Below are 20,474 nucleotides of genomic sequence, written 5' to 3'. Positions count from 1 at the left end.
CGTCACGCAAGGCGTCGCCGCCGCTCTCGAAACGCGCTCGAAGCCCTTACGACGGATCGGCCTCGGTCTCCTCCAGCCGCGGCACCGGCACATGCCGCACCGGGATCGGCCGATAGTCCTCGCCAAAGGCGACCTCGCCCGGGGTCCACCCCTCGCGACGGCGTACCGCCCCCCAGAAACGCCTGAGCCCTTCGACCTGCAAGGCCACGAAGCCGAGCGCGTTGTCGCGGTCCACCATCGGGTCGGCCACGCCCGTGGGCCGTACCGGCTCGCCGTACAGCGCGGTGCCGAACAGCACGTCCCAGATCGCGAACACCTGGCCGAAGTTGCAGTTGTGCAGGTCCGGGCGTTCCGGGTCGACCACCATGTGGTGCAGGCGGTGGAACTTCGGATCGACGAAGAGCTTTTCCAGCACCGGCCCGAAACCGATGCGCACGTTGGCGTGCGAGAAGTTCTGCACCAGTTCGCCCAGCAGCATCAGCCAGGCGAACTCGTCGGCGGCGATGCCGAACGCCACGCCGACCCCGGCCAGCACGAACGATTGCAGTGCGCCATCGAGATAGTTGCTGCGGTCGTTGGCCCAGCAGCTGAGCTGGCGCTGGCTGTGGTGCATGCTATGCATCGCCCACCACCACGGCATCCAGTGCTGCACGCGGTGCATCCAGTAGTAGGTGAAGTCGTAGGCGAGGTAGTACAGCGCGAACAGCGCCAGCGGATGCCGGTCCAGCCAGGGCCACGCATAGCGCAGGCCGACGCGGGCATCCTCGCCGCCCTGGCCGCCTCCGAGCAGGTTGGCCAGCGGCGCCAGGACCAGGAACGAGAACAGCGGGAACACGCCGACCAGCATCGTCCAGGTGTAGTGGAAATCGATGCGGGCGAGCCGCCGGTGCTCCCAGCGTTCGGCCGGCCACAGGCTTTCCAGCGGCCGGAACACCAAGCCGATGATGCACAACTGCAACGTCGCGATCAGCAGCGAGGCCGCGATGTCGCGGGGATCGTCGCTCAGTCCGGTCAGGTGCAGCGCGGCCAGCGCAGGCGCCACCACCCGGTCGGCCAGGCTTTCGACCAGCAAGGCCCAGACATGCGGGATGGACGGCATCGCAGGCAGCTCCTCGGCCTGCATGCGGGGAGGGAGGAAGCAGGCCCGGCACCAGGCTGGCCGGCGCGGCTTTCGCCCAGCTTTCGGCTGCCTCCCGTGCTGCGCGAGCGCCGGGCCGGCCGTCAACGCGTCGCCTGCGACGCGGCTGCCGGCGCTGGCCTGCGCCATGGCCAGCCCAGCGTCATGCCGGCCGCCGCCAACAGCACCATCACGGCACCGGCGATCTGCACCGGCTGCAACGCATGGCCGAACGCGAGCCTGTCCACGGCGATCGCGACGATCGGATAGATGAAGGACAACGCGCCGGTCACGGGCGTCGGCAGCTTCTGGATCGCGCCATACAGCAGGATGTACATCAACCCGGTATGCACCACGCCCATCGTCGCCAGCGTCGTCCAGGCGGCGGCCGCACCGGTCGCTTCCGGCAAGCTCGCCAACGGCCACAGCGCGGCCACCCCGACCGACACCTGGACCAAGGCGATCAGGTGCGGCGGTACGCCCTTGAGCCGTTTCGCGAACAGCGCCGCCAGCGCGTAGCAGAAGGCCGCGCCGAGCGCGAGCAACACGCCCGCCAGGTAGTGCGTGCCGCTGCCCTGCCCCGGCCGCGCCTGGACGATCAACAGCACGCCCCCGAACGCCAGCGCCAGCCACCCCAGCTTGCGCAGCGTCGGCCGCTCGCCCAGGAACAGGGCGCCGAGCCCGACCAGCATGAACGGCTGCGTGTTGTAGACCGCGGTGGCGATCGAGATGGAAGCGCCGGAATACGCCGCGAACAGCAGCAGCCAGTTCGCCACCAGCGCGATGCCGCCCAGCACCGCCACCCCGGCCTGCCGCGGCGTGATCGTGCCGGACCTGAAATAGCCGCGCATCAGGCACACCGGTATCAGCGTGAGCGCCCCGAACAGGCAGCGCCAGAACACGACGCTGGCCACCGGCTGCCCGGACACCACCACCAGCCAGCCGATGGTCCCGGAGATCGCCATCGCCGCGACCATTTCCAGCACACCCCGGGTACGTTCCGTCATTGCAACGCCCTCTTCAATCGTGGGCTTGCAATCTACAGACGGCCAGGCGATCTTTCCTTTCGAAAGAAAGGCGAACCCACAAGAAAATCTTTCCTTGAAAGGAAAGACCCAGGATATTTCTCATGTCGCTCGACGAAACCGATCGCCACATCCTGGCCTTGCTGCAACAGGACGCCCGGATGCCCACCAAGGCCCTGGCCGAACGGATCGGCCTGTCCGCCCCGGGCACCGCCGACCGGCTGCGCCGCCTGGAGGACCGCGGCGTGATCCAGGGCTTCACCGTGCAGGCCGAACCGCGCGCCCTGGGCTATCCGATGCAGGCCATCGTCCGCATCCGGCCCATGCCCGGAAAACTCAAGGCCGTGCAGGCGCTGATCGAAGCCATCCCGGAGTTCGCCGAATGCGACAAGGTCACCGGCGAAGACTGTTTCATCGGCCGTCTCTATCTGCGCTCCATCGAGCACCTGGACTTCATCCTCGATCGCATCGCCGAAATGGCCGAAACCAGTACCTCGATCGTGAAGTCGCAACCCGTCAAGCGCCGGCTGCCGCCGTTCTAGCGCCCCCATGGGCCAGCCAGGGCGGGACCGGAGTCCCGCCCCGGTGCCGGGCTCAGCCCTTGGCGAACACCAACTGCCCGCCCTCGGCATCCACCTTCACGGTGTCGCCGCCGAGGAAATCGCCGGCCAGGATGCGCTGCGCCAGCGGGTTCTCCAACTGCGACTGGATCGCGCGCTTGAGCGGACGCGCGCCGTACACCGGGTCGAAGCCGACGTTGCCGAGCAGTTCGAACGCCTTGTCCGAGACCTCGATCTTCAAGCCGCGCTCGGCCAACCGCTTCTCCAGCCCATGCATCTGGATCTTGGCGATCTGCTTGATCTGCCGCTTGTCGAGCGGATGGAACACCACGATGTCGTCGAGCCGGTTGATGAACTCCGGACGGAAGTGCGCCTGCACCACGCCCATCACCGCCGCCTTCATCTGGGTGTAGGCCTCCGGGGAATCGTCGCCGCTCAGCTCCTGGATCTGGTGCGAGCCGAGGTTGGAGGTCATCACGATGACGGTGTTGCGGAAATCCACCGTCCGGCCCTGGCCGTCGGTCAGGCGGCCGTCGTCGAGCACCTGCAGCAGGATGTTGAAGACGTCGGCATGCGCCTTCTCCACCTCGTCGAGCAGGATCAGCGAATACGGGCGGCGTCGCACCGCCTCGGTCAGGTAGCCGCCTTCCTCGTAGCCGACGTAGCCCGGAGGCGCGCCGATCAGCCGGGCGACCGAGTGCTTCTCCATGAACTCGCTCATGTCGATGCGCACCATCGCGTCGCTGCTGTCGAACAGGAACTCGGCCAGCGCCTTGCACAGCTCGGTCTTGCCCACGCCGGTCGGGCCGAGGAACAGGAACGAGCCGCTCGGCCGGTTCGGATCGGACAGGCCCGCCCGCGAACGGCGCACCGCGTCGGACACGACCTTGATCGCCTCCTCCTGCCCGACCACGCGCTCGTGCAGCACATCTTCCATGCGCAGCAGCTTGTCGCGCTCGCCCTCCAGCATCTTGTTGACCGGGATGCCGGTCCAGCGCGACACCACTTCGGCGATCTCCTCGGCGGTGACGCGGTCCTGCACCAGCTTGAACTCGTGCTGCTCGGCCTCGTTGGCCGCGGCCAGCTGCTTCTCCAGCTGCGGCAGCACGCCGTACTGGATCTCGCTCATCTTGGCGAAGTCCTGGCGGCGCTGCGCCGCTTCCAGCTCGATCTTGGCCTGCTCGATCTGCTCCTTGATCTTGGTCGCGCCCTGCAGCGCCGCCTTCTCCGACTTCCACACTTCGTTGAGGTCGGAGAATTCGCGCTCGAGCTTGTCGATGTCGTTCTCCAGGTCCGCGAGCCGCTGCCTGGACGCCTCGTCCTTCTCCTTCTTCAGCATCTCGCGCTGGATCTTGAGCTGGATCAGGCGCCGCTCCAGGCGGTCCAGTTCCTCCGGCTTGGAATCGATCTCCATGCGGATGCGCGAGGCGGCCTCGTCCATCAGGTCGATGGCCTTGTCCGGCAGCTGGCGGTCGGTGATGTAGCGGTTGGACAGCGTGGCCGCGGCGACGATCGCCGGGTCGGTGATTTCCACGCCGTGATGGACCGCGTAGCGCTCCTTGAGCCCGCGCAGGATCGCGATGGTGTCCTCCACGGTCGGCTCGCCGACGAACACCTTCTGGAAGCGCCGCTCCAGCGCGGCGTCCTTCTCGATGTACTTGCGGTACTCATCAAGCGTGGTCGCGCCGATGCAGTGCAGCTCGCCACGCGCCAGCGCCGGCTTGAGCATGTTGCCGGCGTCCATCGCGCCATCGGCCTTGCCGGCACCGACCATGGTGTGCAGCTCGTCGATGAACAGGATGATCTGGCCCTCGTTCTTGGCCAGGTCGTTGAGCACGCCCTTCAGGCGCTCCTCGAACTCGCCGCGGAACTTGGCGCCGGCGATCAGCGCGCCCATGTCGAGCGAGAGCACGCGCTTGCCGCGCAGGCCTTCCGGCACTTCGCCGTTGACGATGCGCTGGGCCAGGCCCTCGACGATCGCGGTCTTGCCCACGCCCGGCTCGCCGATCAGCACCGGATTGTTCTTGGTGCGGCGCTGCAGGACCTGGATGGTGCGGCGGATTTCCTCGTCGCGGCCGATCACCGGATCGAGCTTGCCGCTCTCGGCGCGCGCGGTCAGGTCGATGGTGTACTTCTCCAGCGCCTGGCGCTGGTCCTCGGCGTTCTCGCTCTGCACGGTCTCGCCGCCGCGCACCTTCTCGATCGCGGCCTCGATCCGGCCCCTGTCGGCGCCGGCCGCGCGCAGCGCGACGCCGAGCGCGCCCCCATCGTCCACGGCCGCCAGCACGAACCACTCGCTGGCGATGAAGGCGTCGCCGTGCTGCTGGGCGAGCTTGTCGGTCTGGTTGAGCAGGCGGTTGAGATCGTTGCCGATCGACAGGCTGCCGGCCTGGCCGGAGACCTTGGGCAACTTGTCCAGCGCCTCGCCCAGGCGCTCGCGCAGCACCGGCACGTTGACGCCGGCCTGGGCCAGCAGCGGCCGCGTGCTGCCGCCCTGCTGGTCGAGCAGCGCGGTCAGCACGTGCACCGGCTCGATGATGTTGTGGTCGCGGCCCACGGCCAGCGACTGCGCGTCGGCCAGCGCCTGCTGGAAACGCGAGGTGAGCTTGTCCATCCGCATGGGGAATCCTCGGAACAGTGAAGGGCCGGGAAACCCGGCGATATCAAGCAGATGCGGCTCGACGCGGCGGTTTCAAGAGCTCGGCCAGGGTCCCTGCGGGAGCCGCTTCAGCCGCGATGGGGCCCCTCCATTTGGCCCTCGCACATGGACGTGCGGGGTTTTGCAGAGGGGCCTGCATGACCGCCCCCATCGCGGCTGAAGTCACTCTCACATCCCGGCCCGGTGCCGATGCCCGAACTCGCCTCCTCGAGCGCGGCGCCGGGGACATCGCATTCGTCGCCACCGATACCGATGGACTGGCCGGCCGGAAATCCCCGGCGAGGACAGCCACGCTACCCGGAACGCCTACCTGTCGAGCATCCGCGCCAGGCCAAGCACGCCCTCCGCCCCCTCGCCCCCGACGCAGGCCGATAATGCGCGCCATGCAACCGCCCAAGCCCTGGTATCTCTACCTGCTGCTGTGCCGCGACGGCAGCTACTACGCCGGCATCACCAACGACCTGCAGGCGCGCTACCAAGCGCACCTGGCCGGCAAGGGCGCACGCTATACCCGGGCGAATCCGCCGCTGCAGTTGCTCGGCAGCCGGCCCTACCCCGATCGCGCTTCCGCCTCGCGCGCGGAGTGGCAGCTCAAGCGGCAGCCGCGCGCGCGCAAGCTGGCCTGGCTGCTGGCGGGACAGGACGAACCCGCGCGAACGGATCCGGCCTGATCCTTCCTCCGTCCCGCCTTGCCGCTCAGGAGCGCGTCAACGCCGCCCGGATCGCGCGCAACTGGCGCTTCACCGCCGCCTCCTGTCCCGGGCCCAGCCGCACCAGCGCCTTCTGTCCGACCGACAGCGATTCCAGCGCCGGGTCGACGAAGCGGTACTTGCCGCGTCCGTTGGGTTCGACGAGCGGCGGCTGCGCCGGTTCCGGCGCCTGCAGCAGATGGTCGATCACCTGCACCAGGCGATCGTTGAAGTAGCCGTCGGGATAGCCCAGCTCCACGTAGGCCTGCTGGAACAGCGGGTAGAAACGCCGGTAGGCGCGCGCGAGCGCCTGCGGATCGACGGCGGCGAAGGCCTTCACGTACGGCGCATAGCGTTCGGCATTGGCGGGAGCCAGCGTCGCGCCGGCCTCGTCCTGCCGCAGCTGCAGTTCGCCCGGCAGCGGGCGCAGCGCGAGCGACTGGCGGGTGGCGCTGCGCCGCGGCAGGTTGTCGACCATCGTGACCAGCCGCTGGATCAGGTGGTCGCGCAACAGCACGTCCAGCACGGACGCATCGCCGGCCAGGTTGGAGAGCGCCTCCCACGCCGCCGCATCGCTGTCCGCCAGCGCCGGAATGGCCGGATCCGCGGCCGCCGGGCTCTCGACCGGATGCTGCGGCCCCCCGGGCGCCGCGGCGCTCGCGGAGGGCGGCGCCTGGACCGGCGGTTCGGTGCGCGAGGGGAAGGCCGGCGGCGAGGCCGTGGTGTGCGTGGTCGTGTCGGGGCGGAACAGCCACCAGCCGATGCCGGCGACCAGGATCGCCCCGGTGAGCCAGGGCCAGAGCGCGGTCTTGTTCTGCATGCGAACACTCCAACGTAGGAACACCTACGTCGGACCGCGGTACCGCAGCGAGGTTCCATCCCGCGGGCCGCGCCTTCAGCTCCCCGGCGTCACGGTCCCGGGACCGCGCGAACGGAGCGATTCTCCGTACGCACTGCCTGCCTGCTCCAACCACGCACCATGCCGCGATTGCCAGTCCGCGCAGTGGCCGAGCAAAAAAGACCGCTTGCGCCGGTTAGTGCCCGGTATCCCTTGCGCCCCCGGTGCCGGCCGCTTCCTTCCCCTGCTGCAACGACAACAACCCGAGCAACGCCGCCAGGGCGACGTAGGCACCGACGAACTGCCAGCTGATCGTGCGCGCCAGGCCTTCCAGCTGCCACGGCAGGTAGATGCCGCCGCGCGGGTCGACCGAGTGGATCAGGCCGAACAGGGCCAGGCCGGCCGCGACCAGCAGGAATCCGGCGGCGCGCAGCAGGCGTCCGTCGATCATCGCCACGACCGCGGCCGTCCACAGCATCGCGGTGATGATGAAGCCGTTGCCCAGGGTGAAGATCACCGCCAGCTCCGGCAGGCCGTGGCCATCCACGCGGGTGGTCAGCGCGGCGAGCTGCTCCGGCGGGATCCAGCCGGGCGCCTTGATCGCCAGCAGGTAGGCGGCCGACGGCAGGAAGCCCAGCACCATCGCGCCGGCGTGCTGTTTCGGCGTGGCCTGGAACGCCTGCGTGGTGATGTCGATCGCGACGTAGACGATGATCGGCGAGAGCACCGCCAGCGGCAGCCACTGCACCAGCCCGGAGACGATCCCGAGCATGCCGCCGATGCCCACGAACAGGCCGGTCAGCAGCGTGTAGCCGCTGCGCGCGCCCATGTGCTTGTAGGCCGGCTGGCCGATGTACGGCGTGGTCTGCGCGACGCCGCCACAGACGCCGGCGACCAGCGTGGCGAACGCTTCCACCAGCAGGATGTCGCGGGTGCGGTAGTCGTCGCCGGCGGCGCGCGCGCTCTCGCTGACGTTGATGCCGCCGACCACCATCAGCAGGCCGAACGGCAGCAGCAGCGGCAGGTACGGCACGGTGTTCGGCAGGCCCTCGACGAAGCCCAGCGTCGGCCACGGCAGCACCACCTGCGGCGGCGTCCACTGCGGCAAGGCGAAGCCCGGCGCGCCGAGCCCGGCCAACCCGAGCCCGTAGTACAGCAACGTGCCGAACACGAACGCGACCAGCACGCCCGGCAGTTTCACCGGCAGGCGCCCCTTGGCGACCAGCACGTACAGCAGCAGGCCGAGCGTGGTGAAGCCTGCGATCGGCGAGCGCAGCGTCTCCAGCAGCGGCAGCAGCCCCATCAGCACCAGCGCGATGCCGGCGATCGAGCCGAGCAGCGCCGCGCGCGGCAAGGCCCGCGTCACCGCCTCGCCGAAGAACGACAGCACCAGTTTGAGCAGGCCCATCACGATCAGCGAGGCCATGCCCAGCTTCCAGGTCGCCAGTGCCGCCGCGTGCGGGTCCAGGCCTTGCGCCTTGAACGCCACGAACGCCGGGCCGAGCACCAGCAACGCCATGCCGATGCTGGTCGGCGCATCCAGGCCCAGGGGCATCGCGGTGACGTCGTCGCGCCCGGTGCGGGCGGCCAGCCGCCGCGCCATCAGCGTGTACAGCAGGTTGCCGACCAGCACGCCGAACGCGGTGCCCGGGAACATCCGGCCGAACACCACGTCCGCCGGGAACTGGAACATGCCGACCAGGGCCATCGCGATGAAGCCCAGGATCGACAGGTTGTCGACCACCAGGCCGAAGAAGCCGTTGAGGTCGGCCGCGACGAACCAGCGCGGCGACTTGGAGGGGGATGTGCTCATGCGTGGTTAAAGGGACGTGGGAGGAGGAAGACGGGGCAAGGGAGCGGAGAATAATCCCCGCGCCCCTCCGGAAGGACGACCGCGGCGGGATACTGCATTGCGCACGGGACCGGGGCGGACGGCTACTTCCGCCTGGACCATACGCCGGTGTACTCGGGAATCACGCCATCGTGGCGCTGCTCGATGCCCGCCGCGGCATCCTCGCCGAAGAAGAAGCCGAACGCCCGCGCCGCATCGGCCGGGCTGTCGAAGCGGTAGTCGGTCGCCACGACATCGCGGCGCAGGCCATGGCGCCGCTCCAGAGCGCGATAGAACGTCTCGAGTCCGGGAAGCGGGGCGGCCGGAGCATCGACGTTGGAGCCCAGGGTCTCGATCAGGACCAGCGTGCCGCCGGGACGCAGCTGCGCCAGGCAGGCCTCCACCAGCTCGTCGGCCGCCGCCGCCGGGTCGTCCATGTCCAGCGCCCGGTGCCCGAAGCTCCAGCCTTCGATCACCACGTCCGCCTGCTCCGCCAGGGTGGCGATGTCGGCGTTGTCGAGCAGGCGGAACGCCAGCTTGTGCTCGTGCGCCCGCAGGCGGCGCCGAGCGCGCTCCAGCATGTGCGCGGACCGGTCGAAGCACACGACCTGCGCGGCGAGGCCGGCGTACAACGCGGTGACCCGGCCGGTCCCCGTCCCGAACTCGAGCACCCGCTTGCCCTCGAAATCGAAGGTGCCGAGCAGGTACCGGCCAAGATTCCCCTGCCAGTCCTCGCGCGAGACCAGCTCGTCGTATCGATCGGCATGGCGCGCATAGATGTCGTACATCGAGGGCATGTCGGCTCCCTTTCGCTATCCCGCTTCGCCTTCCCGCAGGTCCAGGTGCAGGAACCGGTTGAAATCGCTGGCCGCGTAATCGCCGAATGCGGGGCCATCGACAGCGTTGTGCCGCATCGGGCTCGTACGCTCATAAGGCATCCTGCGGTACATGCACCCAACCGACGACGGCGCCTTTGTCCGGATTGCGGTAGCGGACCTTGAGCCACTGCCCGTCCTCGCTGATGTCCAGCGCCTCGAAGCGATCCCGCTTCACCAGGTAGCGAGCGGCGGCTCCGTCGATCGGTTTGGCATGCAACGGCAAGCGCTCCGCGGAGACGACGCCCTGCAATGGCACTAGCGGGCCTTCGGGCGGGGTCACGAGCCCAAGTCCGACGGCCCGCTCCGTCACTCGTCCCGCAGGGTCGTAAGTCGACCATACCGCCACAGGGGCGCCGTCATCCGGCGTGAGGTCCAGCATTGCGCTCACCGCGGGATCGACCACCCGCTCCGATCGATACACATAAAGCCGCCCTTGCACGTCGTAGCGATACACGTCCGTGTACCACATCGGGCCACCACGGCAACTGCTGAAGAGCTGCCTGGTTCTTGGCTCGGGCACGAGATCCCAAAAACCTTCGCAACTCTTGGGTGCGTTCGCAGGCAGCTTCAGCTCGGTAAAACGTCCGCTTCCGGGATCGAACAGGTACACGATATTGACGTCGTTGACCTGCCCCATCCTTGCCGACGACACCAGGTCCTCGTAGCCATCGAAGTTGTAGTCGGCATGATCGATGCTGGACTCACCGTCCTCATTGCTGGCTCCCTGCAACTGCTGCACGATGCCGCTCGGCAGCAGTTTGACCTGAAAAGAACCGTCGCCTGCTGCATCGACCCGGGCATGCACGCCTGCCGCAACCTGGAACTCCAACGGATTCCCTGCCGCCGCCGGCACGGACACCGCGAACGCGCTTGCGGCCAACATCCATTTCGCCATGGGCGTCATACGCCTTCCCGCAGGTCCAGGTGCAGGAACCGGTTGAAATCGCTGGCCGCGTAATCGCCGAACGCGGGGCCCTCGACGAAGCCGCGCCGCCGGTACAGCGCCAGTGCCGGTTCGAACGCCGGCCCGCTGCCGGTTTCCAGGCTCAGCCGGTGCAGGCCGCGCTTGAGCGCGACGCCGATGATGTGGTCCAGCAACGCCGCGGCCGCGCCCTGGCGCAGGAAGGCCGGATGCGTGCGCATCGACTTCAGCTCGCCGTGGCCATCGCCGAGCGTCCGCAACGCGCCGATCGAGGCCAGCGCATCGCCGCGCCAGGCGCTCCAGACGGCCACGTCCGGCCGTTGCAGGCCGGACAGGTCCAGCGCGTAGACGCTGCCCGGCGGCGACTGCGCATGCATGCCCCGCAGGTGCAATGCCAACAGCGCGCGGACCGCCTCGCCACCAAGGTCGTCCTCGCGGATCGCGTAACCCGGGCCGGTCATCCGCGCCGCGCTCAGAACGACACGTCCACGGCCTGGCGCGACCACAGCACCGACTGGTGCCCGGTGGCCCGCTTCCATGCCAACCGGATCGCCTCGATGTCGGCGCGGCGCTGCGGCGTGTCCTCGTGCAGGATCACCAGCACCTTGGTGGCCAGCCGGTTCGGCTCCTTGGCACCGCGGAACAACCACTGGCCGTAGGCGTCGAACACGGTCAGGCCGTCGGGAAAACGCGGCGTCACCTCCTTGTCGAGGAAGGCGCGCCACTGCGCCTCGCTGATCTTCTCGGTCTGCGGCCGCTCGGCCGGGCCGGTCTCCTCGCCGACGCCGAAATACAGCTCGCTGCGCACCCAGCCGTGCGCGTCGGCCGGGCGGGCCGCGTCGCCCTGCAAGGTGGCGGTGGTACCGCTGGTGTCCGGCGCGGTCGGGGCCAGCGTCGAACACGCCGACAGGGCGAAGGCGGCGGCCAGCAGGGAAGTGCGCAGCAATTTCATGGGTTCTCCAGGGACAACGAAAGAACAAGGCCCGGGGCGCCCGTGGGGTGCGCCGTGCCTTGCGACGGGTTCGCGGAAGCGTCCGCGCATGGGGATATGCGCCGCTTCCGCGAAGGACTCGCAAATAAGTATCCGTGATGAGCTGATGCCGGCGGACGGCCGATGGCCCCTCGCGCCGGCGTCAACGGCCCGTTAATATATCGCTTCATCCGGATGGATGTTGATATCGATCGCAACCATCGCCGCGATCCCCGCAGTTCGTAGGAGACCCTCCCCCCATGTCGCGCCCCATCCCCACCCTGCTCGGCCTGGCCGTGGCACTGGCCCTGTCCGCCCCGGTTCATGCCCAGCAGTCCGACGCCGCCACGCTGGATACCGTGATCGTCACCGGCACCCGCGCCAGCGGCCGCACCGTGCTCGAATCCACCGCCCCGGTCGACGTGCTCAGCGCCGAGGACCTCCGCAAGGCCGGCATCGTCAACGGCGAGCTGGGCAGCGCGCTGCAGGCGCTGCTGCCGTCGTTCAACTTCCCGCGCCAGTCCAATTCCGGCGGCGCCGACCACGTGCGCGCCGCGCAGCTGCGCGGCCTGTCGCCCGACCAGGTGCTGGTGCTGGTCAACGGCAAGCGCCGCCACACCTCCGCGCTGGTCAACACCGACAGCAAGATCGGCAAGGGCACCACGCCGGTGGACTTCAACTCGATCCCGGTCAGCGCGATCAAGCGCATCGAAGTGCTGCGCGACGGCGCCGGCGCGCAATACGGCTCGGACGCGATCGCCGGCGTCATCAACGTGATCCTCGACGACGATCCGGACCACGGCGAGGTCGAAGCCACCTGGGGCGCGCACCACACCGATCTCAAGCCGATCCACAGCGAAGTGACCGACGGCCAGACCGGCGAGGTCACCGCCAAGGCCGGCACCCGCCTCGGCGAGGAAGGCTTCATCAAGGCCGGCCTGGAATACAAGCGCCGCTCGCCGACCAACCGCGCCGGTTTCGACCAGATCCCGGACTGGCAGCAGAACGAGGCCAACCTCGCGCTGCAGGGCAAGCGCAACTACCAGCTGGGCGACGGCAAATCGCGCGACATCAACGCCTGGTTCAACGGCGAACTGCCGTTCGGCCGGACCGGCCGCTTCTACGCCTTCGGCACCTACAGCCATCGCGACACCCAGGGCGCCAACTACTTCCGTTATCCGGACGACACCGACGGCGCCAACTGGCCGGAGGTCTACCCGAACGGCTACCGGCCCGTCTCGCTCGGCTACAACCGCGACTACCAGGGCGTGGTCGGCGCGCGCGGGCAATGGGGCGACTGGGACTACGACGCCAGCCTCGACTACGGCCGCAACGATTTCACCTACAAGCTGCGCGATTCGCTCAACGCCTCGCTCGGCCCGGACAGCCCGACCTCGTTCAAGGTCGGCCGCTACGTCTTCGACGCGACCGTGGCCAACCTCGACCTGACCCGCGGCTTCGAGGCCGCCGGCGCCAGCCATACCTTCGGCACCGGCGTGGAATTCCGCCGCGAGCAGTTCCGCACCTACGCGGGCGACCCGGCCAGCTACGCGGCCGGCCCGTACAGCGATCGCCCGACGGGCGCACAGGCCGGCGGCGGGTTGACCCCGGAAGACGCGGCCGACCTGTCGCGCAACGTCGCCAGCGCCTACGCCAGCCTGTCCAGCCAGTTCGGCGAGAGGCTCTCGACCGACCTGGCCGGCCGCTACGAGCATTACCAGGACTTCGGCAGCCAGTGGACCGGCAAGCTCGCCGCGCGCTACGAGTTCGCGCCGGAATTCGCCCTGCGCGGCGCGATCTCCAACAACTTCCGCGCCCCGTCGCTGAGCCAGATCGGCTTCGAATCCACCTCGACGGGCTACGGTTCGGACGGCCAGCTGGTGCAGAGCCGCGTGCTGTCGGTCAACAACCCGATCGCGCGCGCGTTGGGCGCGACCGACCTCAAGCCGGAGAAGTCGGTCAACTACAGCCTCGGCTTCACCAGCCGCCTCGGCCAGCACGTCGACCTGTCGCTGGACTTCTTCCAGATCGACATCGACGACCGCATCGCGCTGTCGGAGAGCATCACCGGCGACGCGCTCACCGACTACGTCGCGGGCAACTTCGGCGTCGCCGGCCTGCAGAGTGCAAGCTTCTTCGTCAACGCCGCCGACACCCGCACCCGCGGCGCCGAGCTGGTGGCGAACTGGCGCGGCGAGGCGTTCGGCGGCAACCTGCTGCTGACCGGCACCTACAGCTACGCCAAGACCACGCTGAAGAACGTGCTGGCCACGCCGTCGCAGCTGCTGGCGCTGGACCCGGACTACGTGCTGTTCGGCGTGGAGGAAACCAACACGCTCACCACCGCCACGCCCAAGACGCGCGCCTCGCTGGCGGGCAACTGGAGCAACGACCGCTGGACGCTGTCCTCGCGGCTGTCGCGCTACGGCAGCGTCACCCGCGTCTTCGGCTGGGCCTCGGCCCCGCAGACCTACGGCGCGGAACTGCAGTTGGACGTGGAAGCCGAGTACCGCATCACCCCGCAATGGACCGTGGCCATCGGCGGCCAGAACGTCACCGACAGCTATCCCGACCTGTCCAACAGCGAGACCAACTACTACGGCAACCTCCCGTACGACGTGCTCTCGCCGATCGGCAGCAACGGCGCGTACTGGTACGGACGGGTGCGTTACACGTTCTGACCGGCGATGCCGATCGCACGGGGACCCGGGCCGCAGATGCCGCCCGGGTCATACCGAGGCATGTACGCGCGGCTCGTGACGGGTCGTTGCAGGCTTCGCCCGCCCTCATCCGCCTATCGCGCACTTCGCTGCGCGCCCCGGCCTGGCGCCGGCGCGCCAGGCGTCCGGGCGCTTGCGAACCAACGACTCGCAAGCAACACGCCTTCATCCCGATGGAAGGAGGCCGCGACCACCCAGCGAATTCGGTAGAGCCCATCGGGACCGAAATCCCTCCTGCACGAAGTAACGAGGATCCGGCATTCGCCCAGCCGCCATAACCGGAAGCTCACACCCACTTCCGGCACAATGCCCCAATGGCTGAGGTCCCTCCACTCCCTACCCCGCCATCGCTGGACGACGCCTGCGCGTTGTTCCTGGACGTCGATGGCACCTTGATCGCCTTCTCCGAGCAGCCCGACCAGGTCCGCCTGCTGCCCGACGTGCGCGAAACCATAGGCCGCATCGGCGACCGACTGCTCGGCGCGGTGGCGCTGGTCAGCGGCCGGCCGCTCGCGCAACTCGACTCGCTGTTCGAGCCCTTGCGACTGCCCGCCGCCGGCCTGCACGGCCACGAACTGCGCAGCGATGCCCAGGCGCGCGTGGCCATTCCCGACGACACCTCCGGCTTCCTGCACGAACTGCACCGGCGCGCCGCGCACATGGCGCAGGCCCATCCCGGCGTGCTCGTCGAGGACAAGGGCGTGAGCCTGGCGCTGCATTGGCGCTCGGCACCGCACGCCGGCGCTTCGGTGCTCGATTTCGCCCAGGCCGAGATCGCGGGCTTGCCGGGCTATCGCCTGCAGCCCGGCGACCACGTCGTCGAGTTCGTGCCGGAAGGCAGCGACAAGGGCGGCGCGGTCGAACGACTGATGCGGCAGCCCCCGTTCGCCGGCCGCCGCCCCGTGTTCGTCGGCGACGACCTGACCGACGAGTTCGGCTTCGCCGCCGCCAACCGCCTCGGCGGCTGGAGCGTGCTGGTCGGCCGGCGCACCGGCACCCAGGCGCGCTACGCCCTGCCCGACATTCCCGCCGTGCACGCATGGCTGCACGACAACGCACGGCCGTGAACGGAAGACACTCCATGAACTCACCGGTTCCAAGCGTCCCCAATCTCGACCTGGGCGTGATCGGCAACTGCAGCTTCGGCGCGCTGATCGACAAGCAGGCGCGCGTCGTGTGGAGCTGCATGCCCGCGTTCGACGGCGACCCCGCCTTCTGCGCGCTGCTTTCGCCGCGCGAGCAGCCCGGCGGCGATTTCGCCGTCGAGCTGGAAGGCCTGGTCGGCAGCGAGCAGAGCTACATCACCAACACCGCGATCCTGCGCACGGTGCTGCGCGACGACAAGGGCGGCGCGATCGAGGTGATCGACTTCGCGCCGCGCTGGCGCAACAACGGGCGGTTCTACCGCCCGGTCAGCATCATCCGCCAGATCCGCCCGCTGTCCGGCAACCCGCGCATCGTCGTACGCGCCCGCCCGCTGGCGGACTGGGGCTCGCGCAAGCCGGAATCGACCTGGGGCAGCAACCACATCCGCTGGCTGCTGCCGGACTTCACCCTGCGCCTGACCACCGACGTGCCGGTGCGCTTCATCCGCGACGGGCTGCCGTTCGTGCTCAACCACCCGGTCAACCTGGTGCTGGGCGTGGACGAGTCGCTCAACCGCTCCCTCACCGGCTACGTGCAGGAGGCGCAGGAGCGCACCGAGGACTACTGGCGCGAATGGGTGCGCTACCTGTCCATCCGCCTCGACTGGCAGGATGCGGTGATCCGCAGCGCGATCACCCTCAAGCTGTGCCAGTACGAGGACAGCGGCGCCATCATCGCCGCGATGACCACCTCGATCCCGGAGGCTCCCAACACGCCGCGCAACTGGGACTACCGCTACTGCTGGCTGCGCGACGCCGCCTTCGTGGTGCGCGCGCTCAACCGGCTCGGCGCGACCCGCACGATGGAGCAGTTCATCGCCTACATCTTCAACATCGCCACCAGCGACGGCACGCTGCAGCCGCTGTACGGCATCGGCTTCGAGTCGCAGCTGGAAGAACACGAGGTCGACTCGCTGGCCGGCTATCGCGGCATGGGCCCGGTGCGGCGCGGCAACCTGGCCTGGATCCAGAAACAGCACGACGTCTACGGCAGCGTGGTGCTCGCCTCCACCCAGCTGTTCTTCGACCAGCGCCTGAAGGACCCCGGCGACGAGCACACCTTCCGCCGGCTGGAGCCGCTCGGCGAGCGCGCCTACGCGCTGCACGACGTGCCCGATGCCGGACTGTGGGAGTTCCGCGGGCGCGCCGAGGTGCATACCTACACGGCGGCGATGTGCTGGGCCGCGTGCGACCGGCTGTCCAAGATCGCCCACCGGCTCGGCCTGGACGAACGCATCGGCTACTGGCGCGAGCGCGCCGACACGATCCGCCAGCGCGTGCTGCAGGACGCCTGGAGCGAAGAGCGCAACCATTTCACCGACACGCTCGGCGGCCACCGCCTGGATGCGTCCCTGCTGCTGCTGGCCGACATCGGCATCGTCGCCAGCGACGACCCGCGCTTCATCGCCACGGTCGAGGCGATCGGCCGCACCCTCAAGCACGGCGACTCGCTGTACCGCTACATCGCGCCCGACGACTTCGGCGAGCCGGAGACCAGCTTCACCATCTGCACCTTCTGGTACATCGACGCGCTGGCGGCCATCGGCCGCATGGACGAGGCACGGCAGCTGTTCGAAAGCGTGCTGGCGCGCCGCAACCACCTGGGCCTGCTGTCGGAAGACCTGGCCTTCGAGGACGGGGAAGCCTGGGGCAATTTTCCGCAGACCTATTCGCACGTCGGCCTGATCATCGCGGCGATGCGGCTGTCGCGCAGCTGGAGGGAAGCGTCATGAGCCGACTGGTGGTGGTATCCAACCGCGTCGCGGTGCCCGGCGAAAGCCGCGCCGGCGGCCTCGCCGTCGGCCTGCTGGCCGCGCTCAAGGAGCAGGGCGGCATCTGGTTCGGCTGGAGCGGCAAGACCGTGCGCGGCGACAGCGGCGCCCTGCATGAGCACCAGGATGGCGACATCCGCTTCGTCACCATGGACCTCAACAAGCGCGACATCGACGCCTACTACAACGGGTTCGCCAACCGAACGCTGTGGCCGCTGCTGCACTTCCGGCTGGACCTGGTCGACTACGACCGCGCCACCCGCGACGGCTATCGCCGGGTCAACGCGCTGTTCGCCGAAAAGCTCGCACCGATGCTGCGCGACAGCGACGTCGTCTGGATCCACGACTACCACCTGATCCCCCTCGGCGCGCTGTTGCGCGAGCGCGGCTTCGGCGGGCGGATCGGCTTCTTCCTGCACGTGCCCATGCCTTCGGCCGACCTGGTGCAGGCCATGCCGGACCATGCGCGCTTCTTCCCCAGCCTGTATGCCTACGACCTGGTCGGTTTCCAGACCCAGCGCGACGTGGACCGGTTCAAGTCGTACGTGCGCCTGTTCGGCGGCGGCCGGCTGCTCGACGGCGACCTGGTGGAAGCCCCGGGCGGGCGCCGCTTCCGCGCCGCCGCGTTCCCGATCGGCATCGACACCGAGCAGATCGCCCGGCAGGCCAAGGTGGCGATGTCCAAGCAGGCCGTGCGCGACCTGCGCACCAGCCTGAGCGGGCGCCAGCTCGCGATCGGCGTCGACCGGCTCGACTACTCCAAGGGCCTGCCCGAGCGCTTCCTCGGCTTCGAGCGCTATCTCGACCGCCATCCCGACCAGCGCGGCAGCCTGACCTACCTGCAGATCGCCCCGGTCTCGCGCGGCGACGTCGCCGAGTACCGCCAACTGCGCAACCAGCTCGAACAGATCGCCGGGCACATCAACGGCAGCCACGCCGAGCCGGACTGGACGCCGCTGCGCTACGTCAACCAGAACTTCACCCACGCCACCCTCACCGGCTTCTACCGCACGGCCGCGGTCGGCCTGGTGACCCCGCTGCGCGACGGCATGAACCTGGTCGCCAAGGAGTACGTGGCGGCGCAGGACCCGGACAATCCCGGCGTGCTGGTGCTGTCGCTGCTGGCCGGCGCCGCCGACGAGATGAAGGAGGCGCTGCTGGTCAACCCGCACGACCTGGACGGGGTCGCCGACGCGATCGCCACCGCCGCCACCCTCGCCCGGCCCAAGCGGGTCGAGCGCTGGCAGGCGATGATGGAGCATTTACGCCGCAACGACATCAACCACTGGCGGCGGTGCTATCTTCGGGCCCTGCAGGCGGGCGGCTGATCCAGCGGGCCCTGCCGGCGCCGGGAGGCCATTATGCTGCATTGCAGTAAAATCGACCTTCGTGCCTGCCCGACGCACGCGCCCCGTCGCGTCCGCATCCAGCTCCGATGGCACGGCTCCCCCTCTCCCATCCCGAGTATCCAATGAAGAAATTCATCAAGGTCCTGGCAGGCGTCGTAGTGCTGCTGCTACTGGCGGGCGTGCTGTTCCTCTATTGGCCGCTCCACGAGCGCTCGGTGCCGCCCGCCGAGAACGACAAGCCCGTGGACGTCGTGCTCGTCGGCGGCGGCATCATGAGCGTCACGCTGGCCACCTACCTGCAGGAACTGCAGCCCGACTGGCGCCTGGAACTGTTCGAGCGCCTGGACGGCGTGGCCCTGGAAAGCTCCAACGGCTGGAACAACGCCGGCACCGGCCACTCCGCCTTCGCCGAGCTCAACTACACGCCGGAGCTGCCGGACGGCTCGATCGAGACCAAGCGTGCGGTCGGCATCGCCGAGCAGTTCGAGATCTCGCGCCAGTTCTGGTCCTACCAGGTCAAGCAGGGCCGGCTGCCGGAACCGTCGGAGTTCATCAACCCGACCCCGCACATGAGCTTCGTCTGGGGCGACGACCGCATCGAGTACCTGCGCAAGCGCCACGACGCCCTGGTCAAGAACCCGCTGTTCTACGGCATGCAGTTCTCCACCGACCCGGAGCAGATCAAGCAATGGGCGCCGCTGGTGATGGAAGGCCGCGATCCCAACCAGAAGGTGGCCGCGACCTACATGCCGCTGGGCACCGACGTCAATTTCGGCGTGATCACCAACGAGCTGACCCGCGCCCTGCAACGCAATCCCAACTTCAAGCTGCAGCTGCAACATGAAGTCACCGCCTTGCGCCAGAACGACGACAAGACCTGGAACGTCACCGTCAAGGACCTCAAGAGCGGCCAGGAACACACGGTCAAGTCCCGCTTCGTCTTCATCGGCGCCGGCGGCGCCGCGCTCAAGCTGCTGCAGCTGTCGGGCATCCCGGAGGCCAAGGACTACGCCGGCTTCCCGGTCGGCGGGCAGTTCCTGGCCTTCGAGGCGCCGGCCATCGCCGAGCGCCACAAGGTCAAGGTCTACGGCATGGCCGAGACCGGCTCGCCGCCGATGTCGGTGCCGCACATCGACGCGCGCAAGCTCGACGGCAAGCCGGTGGTGCTGTTCGGGCCGTTCGCGCTGTACAGCACCAAGTTCCTGAAGGACGGCTCCTGGTTCGACCTGTACTCCTCGGTCAACCACGACAACGTGGTCGACATGCTGAAGGTCGGCAAGGACAACCTCGACCTGGTGAAGTACCTGATGCAGCAGGCCGAGCTGACCGACGCGGACCGCCAGGCCGAACTGCTCAAGTACTACCCCAACGCCAAGCGCGAGGACTGGAAGCTGATCACCGCCGGCCAGCGCGTGCAGATCATCAAGCGCGACCCGGAAAAGGGCGCGATCCTGCAGTTCGGCACCGAGATCGTGACCGACAAGGACAAGACCATCGCCGCGCTGCTGGGCGCCTCGCCCGGCGCCTCGACCTCGCCGCCGATCATGCTGGACCTGATGGCCAAGGCGTTCCCGAAGGAAATGGCCGCCGGCTGGCAGGCGCGCCTGAAGGACATCATCCCGTCCTACGGGCGCAAGCTCAACGACAGCGCGGCCCTGACCAACGAGATCCGCGGCATGACCAGCCAGGCGCTGCACCTGCCCTACCTGGAAGTGCCGGTCGCGCAGGCGGATGGCGCGCCAGCACCGGCTCCGGCGGCCAAGCCGGCCGAGAAGGAGAAGAACCGCAATGCCAATCCGGAGATGCAATCGCTGTAAGTCGCAGCGCAGCTCCGGGAATCGGACCGGCCATCGCAAGATGGCCGGTTTTTTTCATGCTCCCTGTGATCTTGCGGGATGGACTTCAGTCCCGGCGGGCTTTGGCGGCAAGCATCGGGACTGAAGTCCCTCCCGCCAACCTGTCGCCCAGCCCTTCCGGATCTAGCCGAGAGGGACCGCCC

At 68.8% G+C, this 20,474-nt stretch carries 16 protein-coding genes; 7 read left to right on the top strand and 9 right to left on the bottom strand.

The genetic code is table 11. The features are described from left to right. Window positions 1-46: 46 nt before the first annotated feature. Both M3M27_RS05730 and M3M27_RS05725 read right to left on the bottom strand, forming a co-directional pair. Window positions 47-1,099 (bottom strand): sterol desaturase family protein, encoded by a 1,053-nt coding sequence (locus M3M27_RS05730; protein ID WP_434027438.1) that lies wholly within the window; start codon window positions 1,097-1,099, stop codon window positions 47-49. A gap of 122 nt (window positions 1,100-1,221) precedes the next feature. Further along, window positions 1,222-2,124 (bottom strand): DMT family transporter, encoded by a 903-nt coding sequence (locus tag M3M27_RS05725; protein WP_434027437.1) that lies wholly within the window; start codon window positions 2,122-2,124, stop codon window positions 1,222-1,224. 122 nt (window positions 2,125-2,246) lie between these two features. Between M3M27_RS05725 and M3M27_RS05720 the strand changes: the two genes are divergently transcribed. Beyond that, the gene (locus tag M3M27_RS05720; protein ID WP_434027436.1) at window positions 2,247-2,684 is read left to right on the top strand and encodes an Lrp/AsnC family transcriptional regulator; all 438 of its coding nucleotides are present in this window, start codon (window positions 2,247-2,249) and stop codon (window positions 2,682-2,684) included. 52 nt (window positions 2,685-2,736) lie between these two features. Here the strand turns inward: M3M27_RS05720 and clpB are convergent, their stop codons facing one another. Then, complete coding sequence (gene clpB / locus M3M27_RS05715) at window positions 2,737-5,322, bottom strand: ATP-dependent chaperone ClpB (protein ID WP_434027435.1); 2,586 nt, start codon at window positions 5,320-5,322, stop codon at window positions 2,737-2,739. Between the two features lie 422 nt (window positions 5,323-5,744). On the opposite strand from clpB, the gene M3M27_RS05710 reads away from it, so the two are divergent. Beyond that, entirely contained in the window at window positions 5,745-6,032 is a 288-nt protein-coding gene (locus M3M27_RS05710) for a GIY-YIG nuclease family protein (protein WP_140719294.1), read from the top strand. A 25-nt stretch (window positions 6,033-6,057) separates the two neighbouring features. On the opposite strand, the gene M3M27_RS05705 is transcribed toward M3M27_RS05710, so the two are convergent. The 6 genes from M3M27_RS05705 to M3M27_RS05680 all read right to left on the bottom strand — a co-directional run bounded on the left by M3M27_RS05705 (window position 6,058) and on the right by M3M27_RS05680 (window position 11,471). Continuing rightward, window positions 6,058-6,870 (bottom strand): DUF3014 domain-containing protein, encoded by an 813-nt coding sequence (locus M3M27_RS05705; RefSeq protein WP_140719296.1) that lies wholly within the window; start codon window positions 6,868-6,870, stop codon window positions 6,058-6,060. A gap of 214 nt (window positions 6,871-7,084) precedes the next feature. Continuing rightward, window positions 7,085-8,701 (bottom strand): hypothetical protein, encoded by a 1,617-nt coding sequence (locus tag M3M27_RS05700; RefSeq protein WP_434027434.1) that lies wholly within the window; start codon window positions 8,699-8,701, stop codon window positions 7,085-7,087. A 122-nt stretch (window positions 8,702-8,823) separates the two neighbouring features. After that, window positions 8,824-9,516, bottom strand: a complete 693-nt coding sequence (locus tag M3M27_RS05695; protein ID WP_434027433.1) for a class I SAM-dependent methyltransferase — start codon at window positions 9,514-9,516, stop codon at window positions 8,824-8,826. Between the two features lie 130 nt (window positions 9,517-9,646). After that, window positions 9,647-10,501 carry an XAC2610-related protein gene (locus M3M27_RS05690; protein WP_177497539.1) on the bottom strand — a complete coding sequence of 285 codons (855 nt, stop codon included), beginning with the start codon at window positions 10,499-10,501 and terminating at the stop codon, window positions 9,647-9,649. Beyond that, complete coding sequence (locus M3M27_RS05685; protein ID WP_434027432.1) at window positions 10,498-10,980, bottom strand: GNAT family N-acetyltransferase; 483 nt, start codon at window positions 10,978-10,980, stop codon at window positions 10,498-10,500. Before M3M27_RS05685 ends, M3M27_RS05690 begins: the two co-directional genes overlap by 4 nt. A gap of 11 nt (window positions 10,981-10,991) precedes the next feature. Further along, window positions 10,992-11,471 carry a DUF3574 domain-containing protein gene (locus M3M27_RS05680; protein WP_434027431.1) on the bottom strand — a complete coding sequence of 160 codons (480 nt, stop codon included), beginning with the start codon at window positions 11,469-11,471 and terminating at the stop codon, window positions 10,992-10,994. Window positions 11,472-11,749: 278 nt separating this feature from the next. Between M3M27_RS05680 and M3M27_RS05675 the strand changes: the two genes are divergently transcribed. The 5 genes from M3M27_RS05675 to mqo all read left to right on the top strand — a co-directional run bounded on the left by M3M27_RS05675 (window position 11,750) and on the right by mqo (window position 20,292). Then, a complete protein-coding gene (locus M3M27_RS05675; RefSeq protein WP_434027430.1) occupies window positions 11,750-14,170 on the top strand; it encodes a TonB-dependent receptor plug domain-containing protein in 2,421 nt (806 codons plus the stop codon). Between the two features lie 353 nt (window positions 14,171-14,523). Next, entirely contained in the window at window positions 14,524-15,276 is a 753-nt protein-coding gene (gene otsB, locus M3M27_RS05670; protein ID WP_434027429.1) for a trehalose-phosphatase, read from the top strand. 14 nt (window positions 15,277-15,290) lie between these two features. Then, entirely contained in the window at window positions 15,291-17,087 is a 1,797-nt protein-coding gene (locus tag M3M27_RS05665) for a glycoside hydrolase family 15 protein (protein WP_434027428.1), read from the top strand. Next, entirely contained in the window at window positions 17,084-18,454 is a 1,371-nt protein-coding gene (otsA, locus tag M3M27_RS05660; RefSeq protein WP_434027427.1) for an alpha,alpha-trehalose-phosphate synthase (UDP-forming), read from the top strand. The genes M3M27_RS05665 and otsA overlap by 4 nt, the downstream gene beginning before the upstream one ends. Before the next feature lie 143 nt (window positions 18,455-18,597). Further along, window positions 18,598-20,292, top strand: a complete 1,695-nt coding sequence (mqo, locus tag M3M27_RS05655; RefSeq protein WP_434027425.1) for a malate dehydrogenase (quinone) — start codon at window positions 18,598-18,600, stop codon at window positions 20,290-20,292. Window positions 20,293-20,474: the final 182 nt, after the last annotated feature.

This window comes from Xanthomonas boreopolis, assembly GCF_046529185.1.
GTDB lineage: Bacteria > Pseudomonadota > Gammaproteobacteria > Xanthomonadales > Xanthomonadaceae > Pseudomonas_S > Pseudomonas_S boreopolis.
Note: the sequence above shows the minus strand (reverse complement) of the source record. Positions and strands in the feature narration are given on the sequence as shown.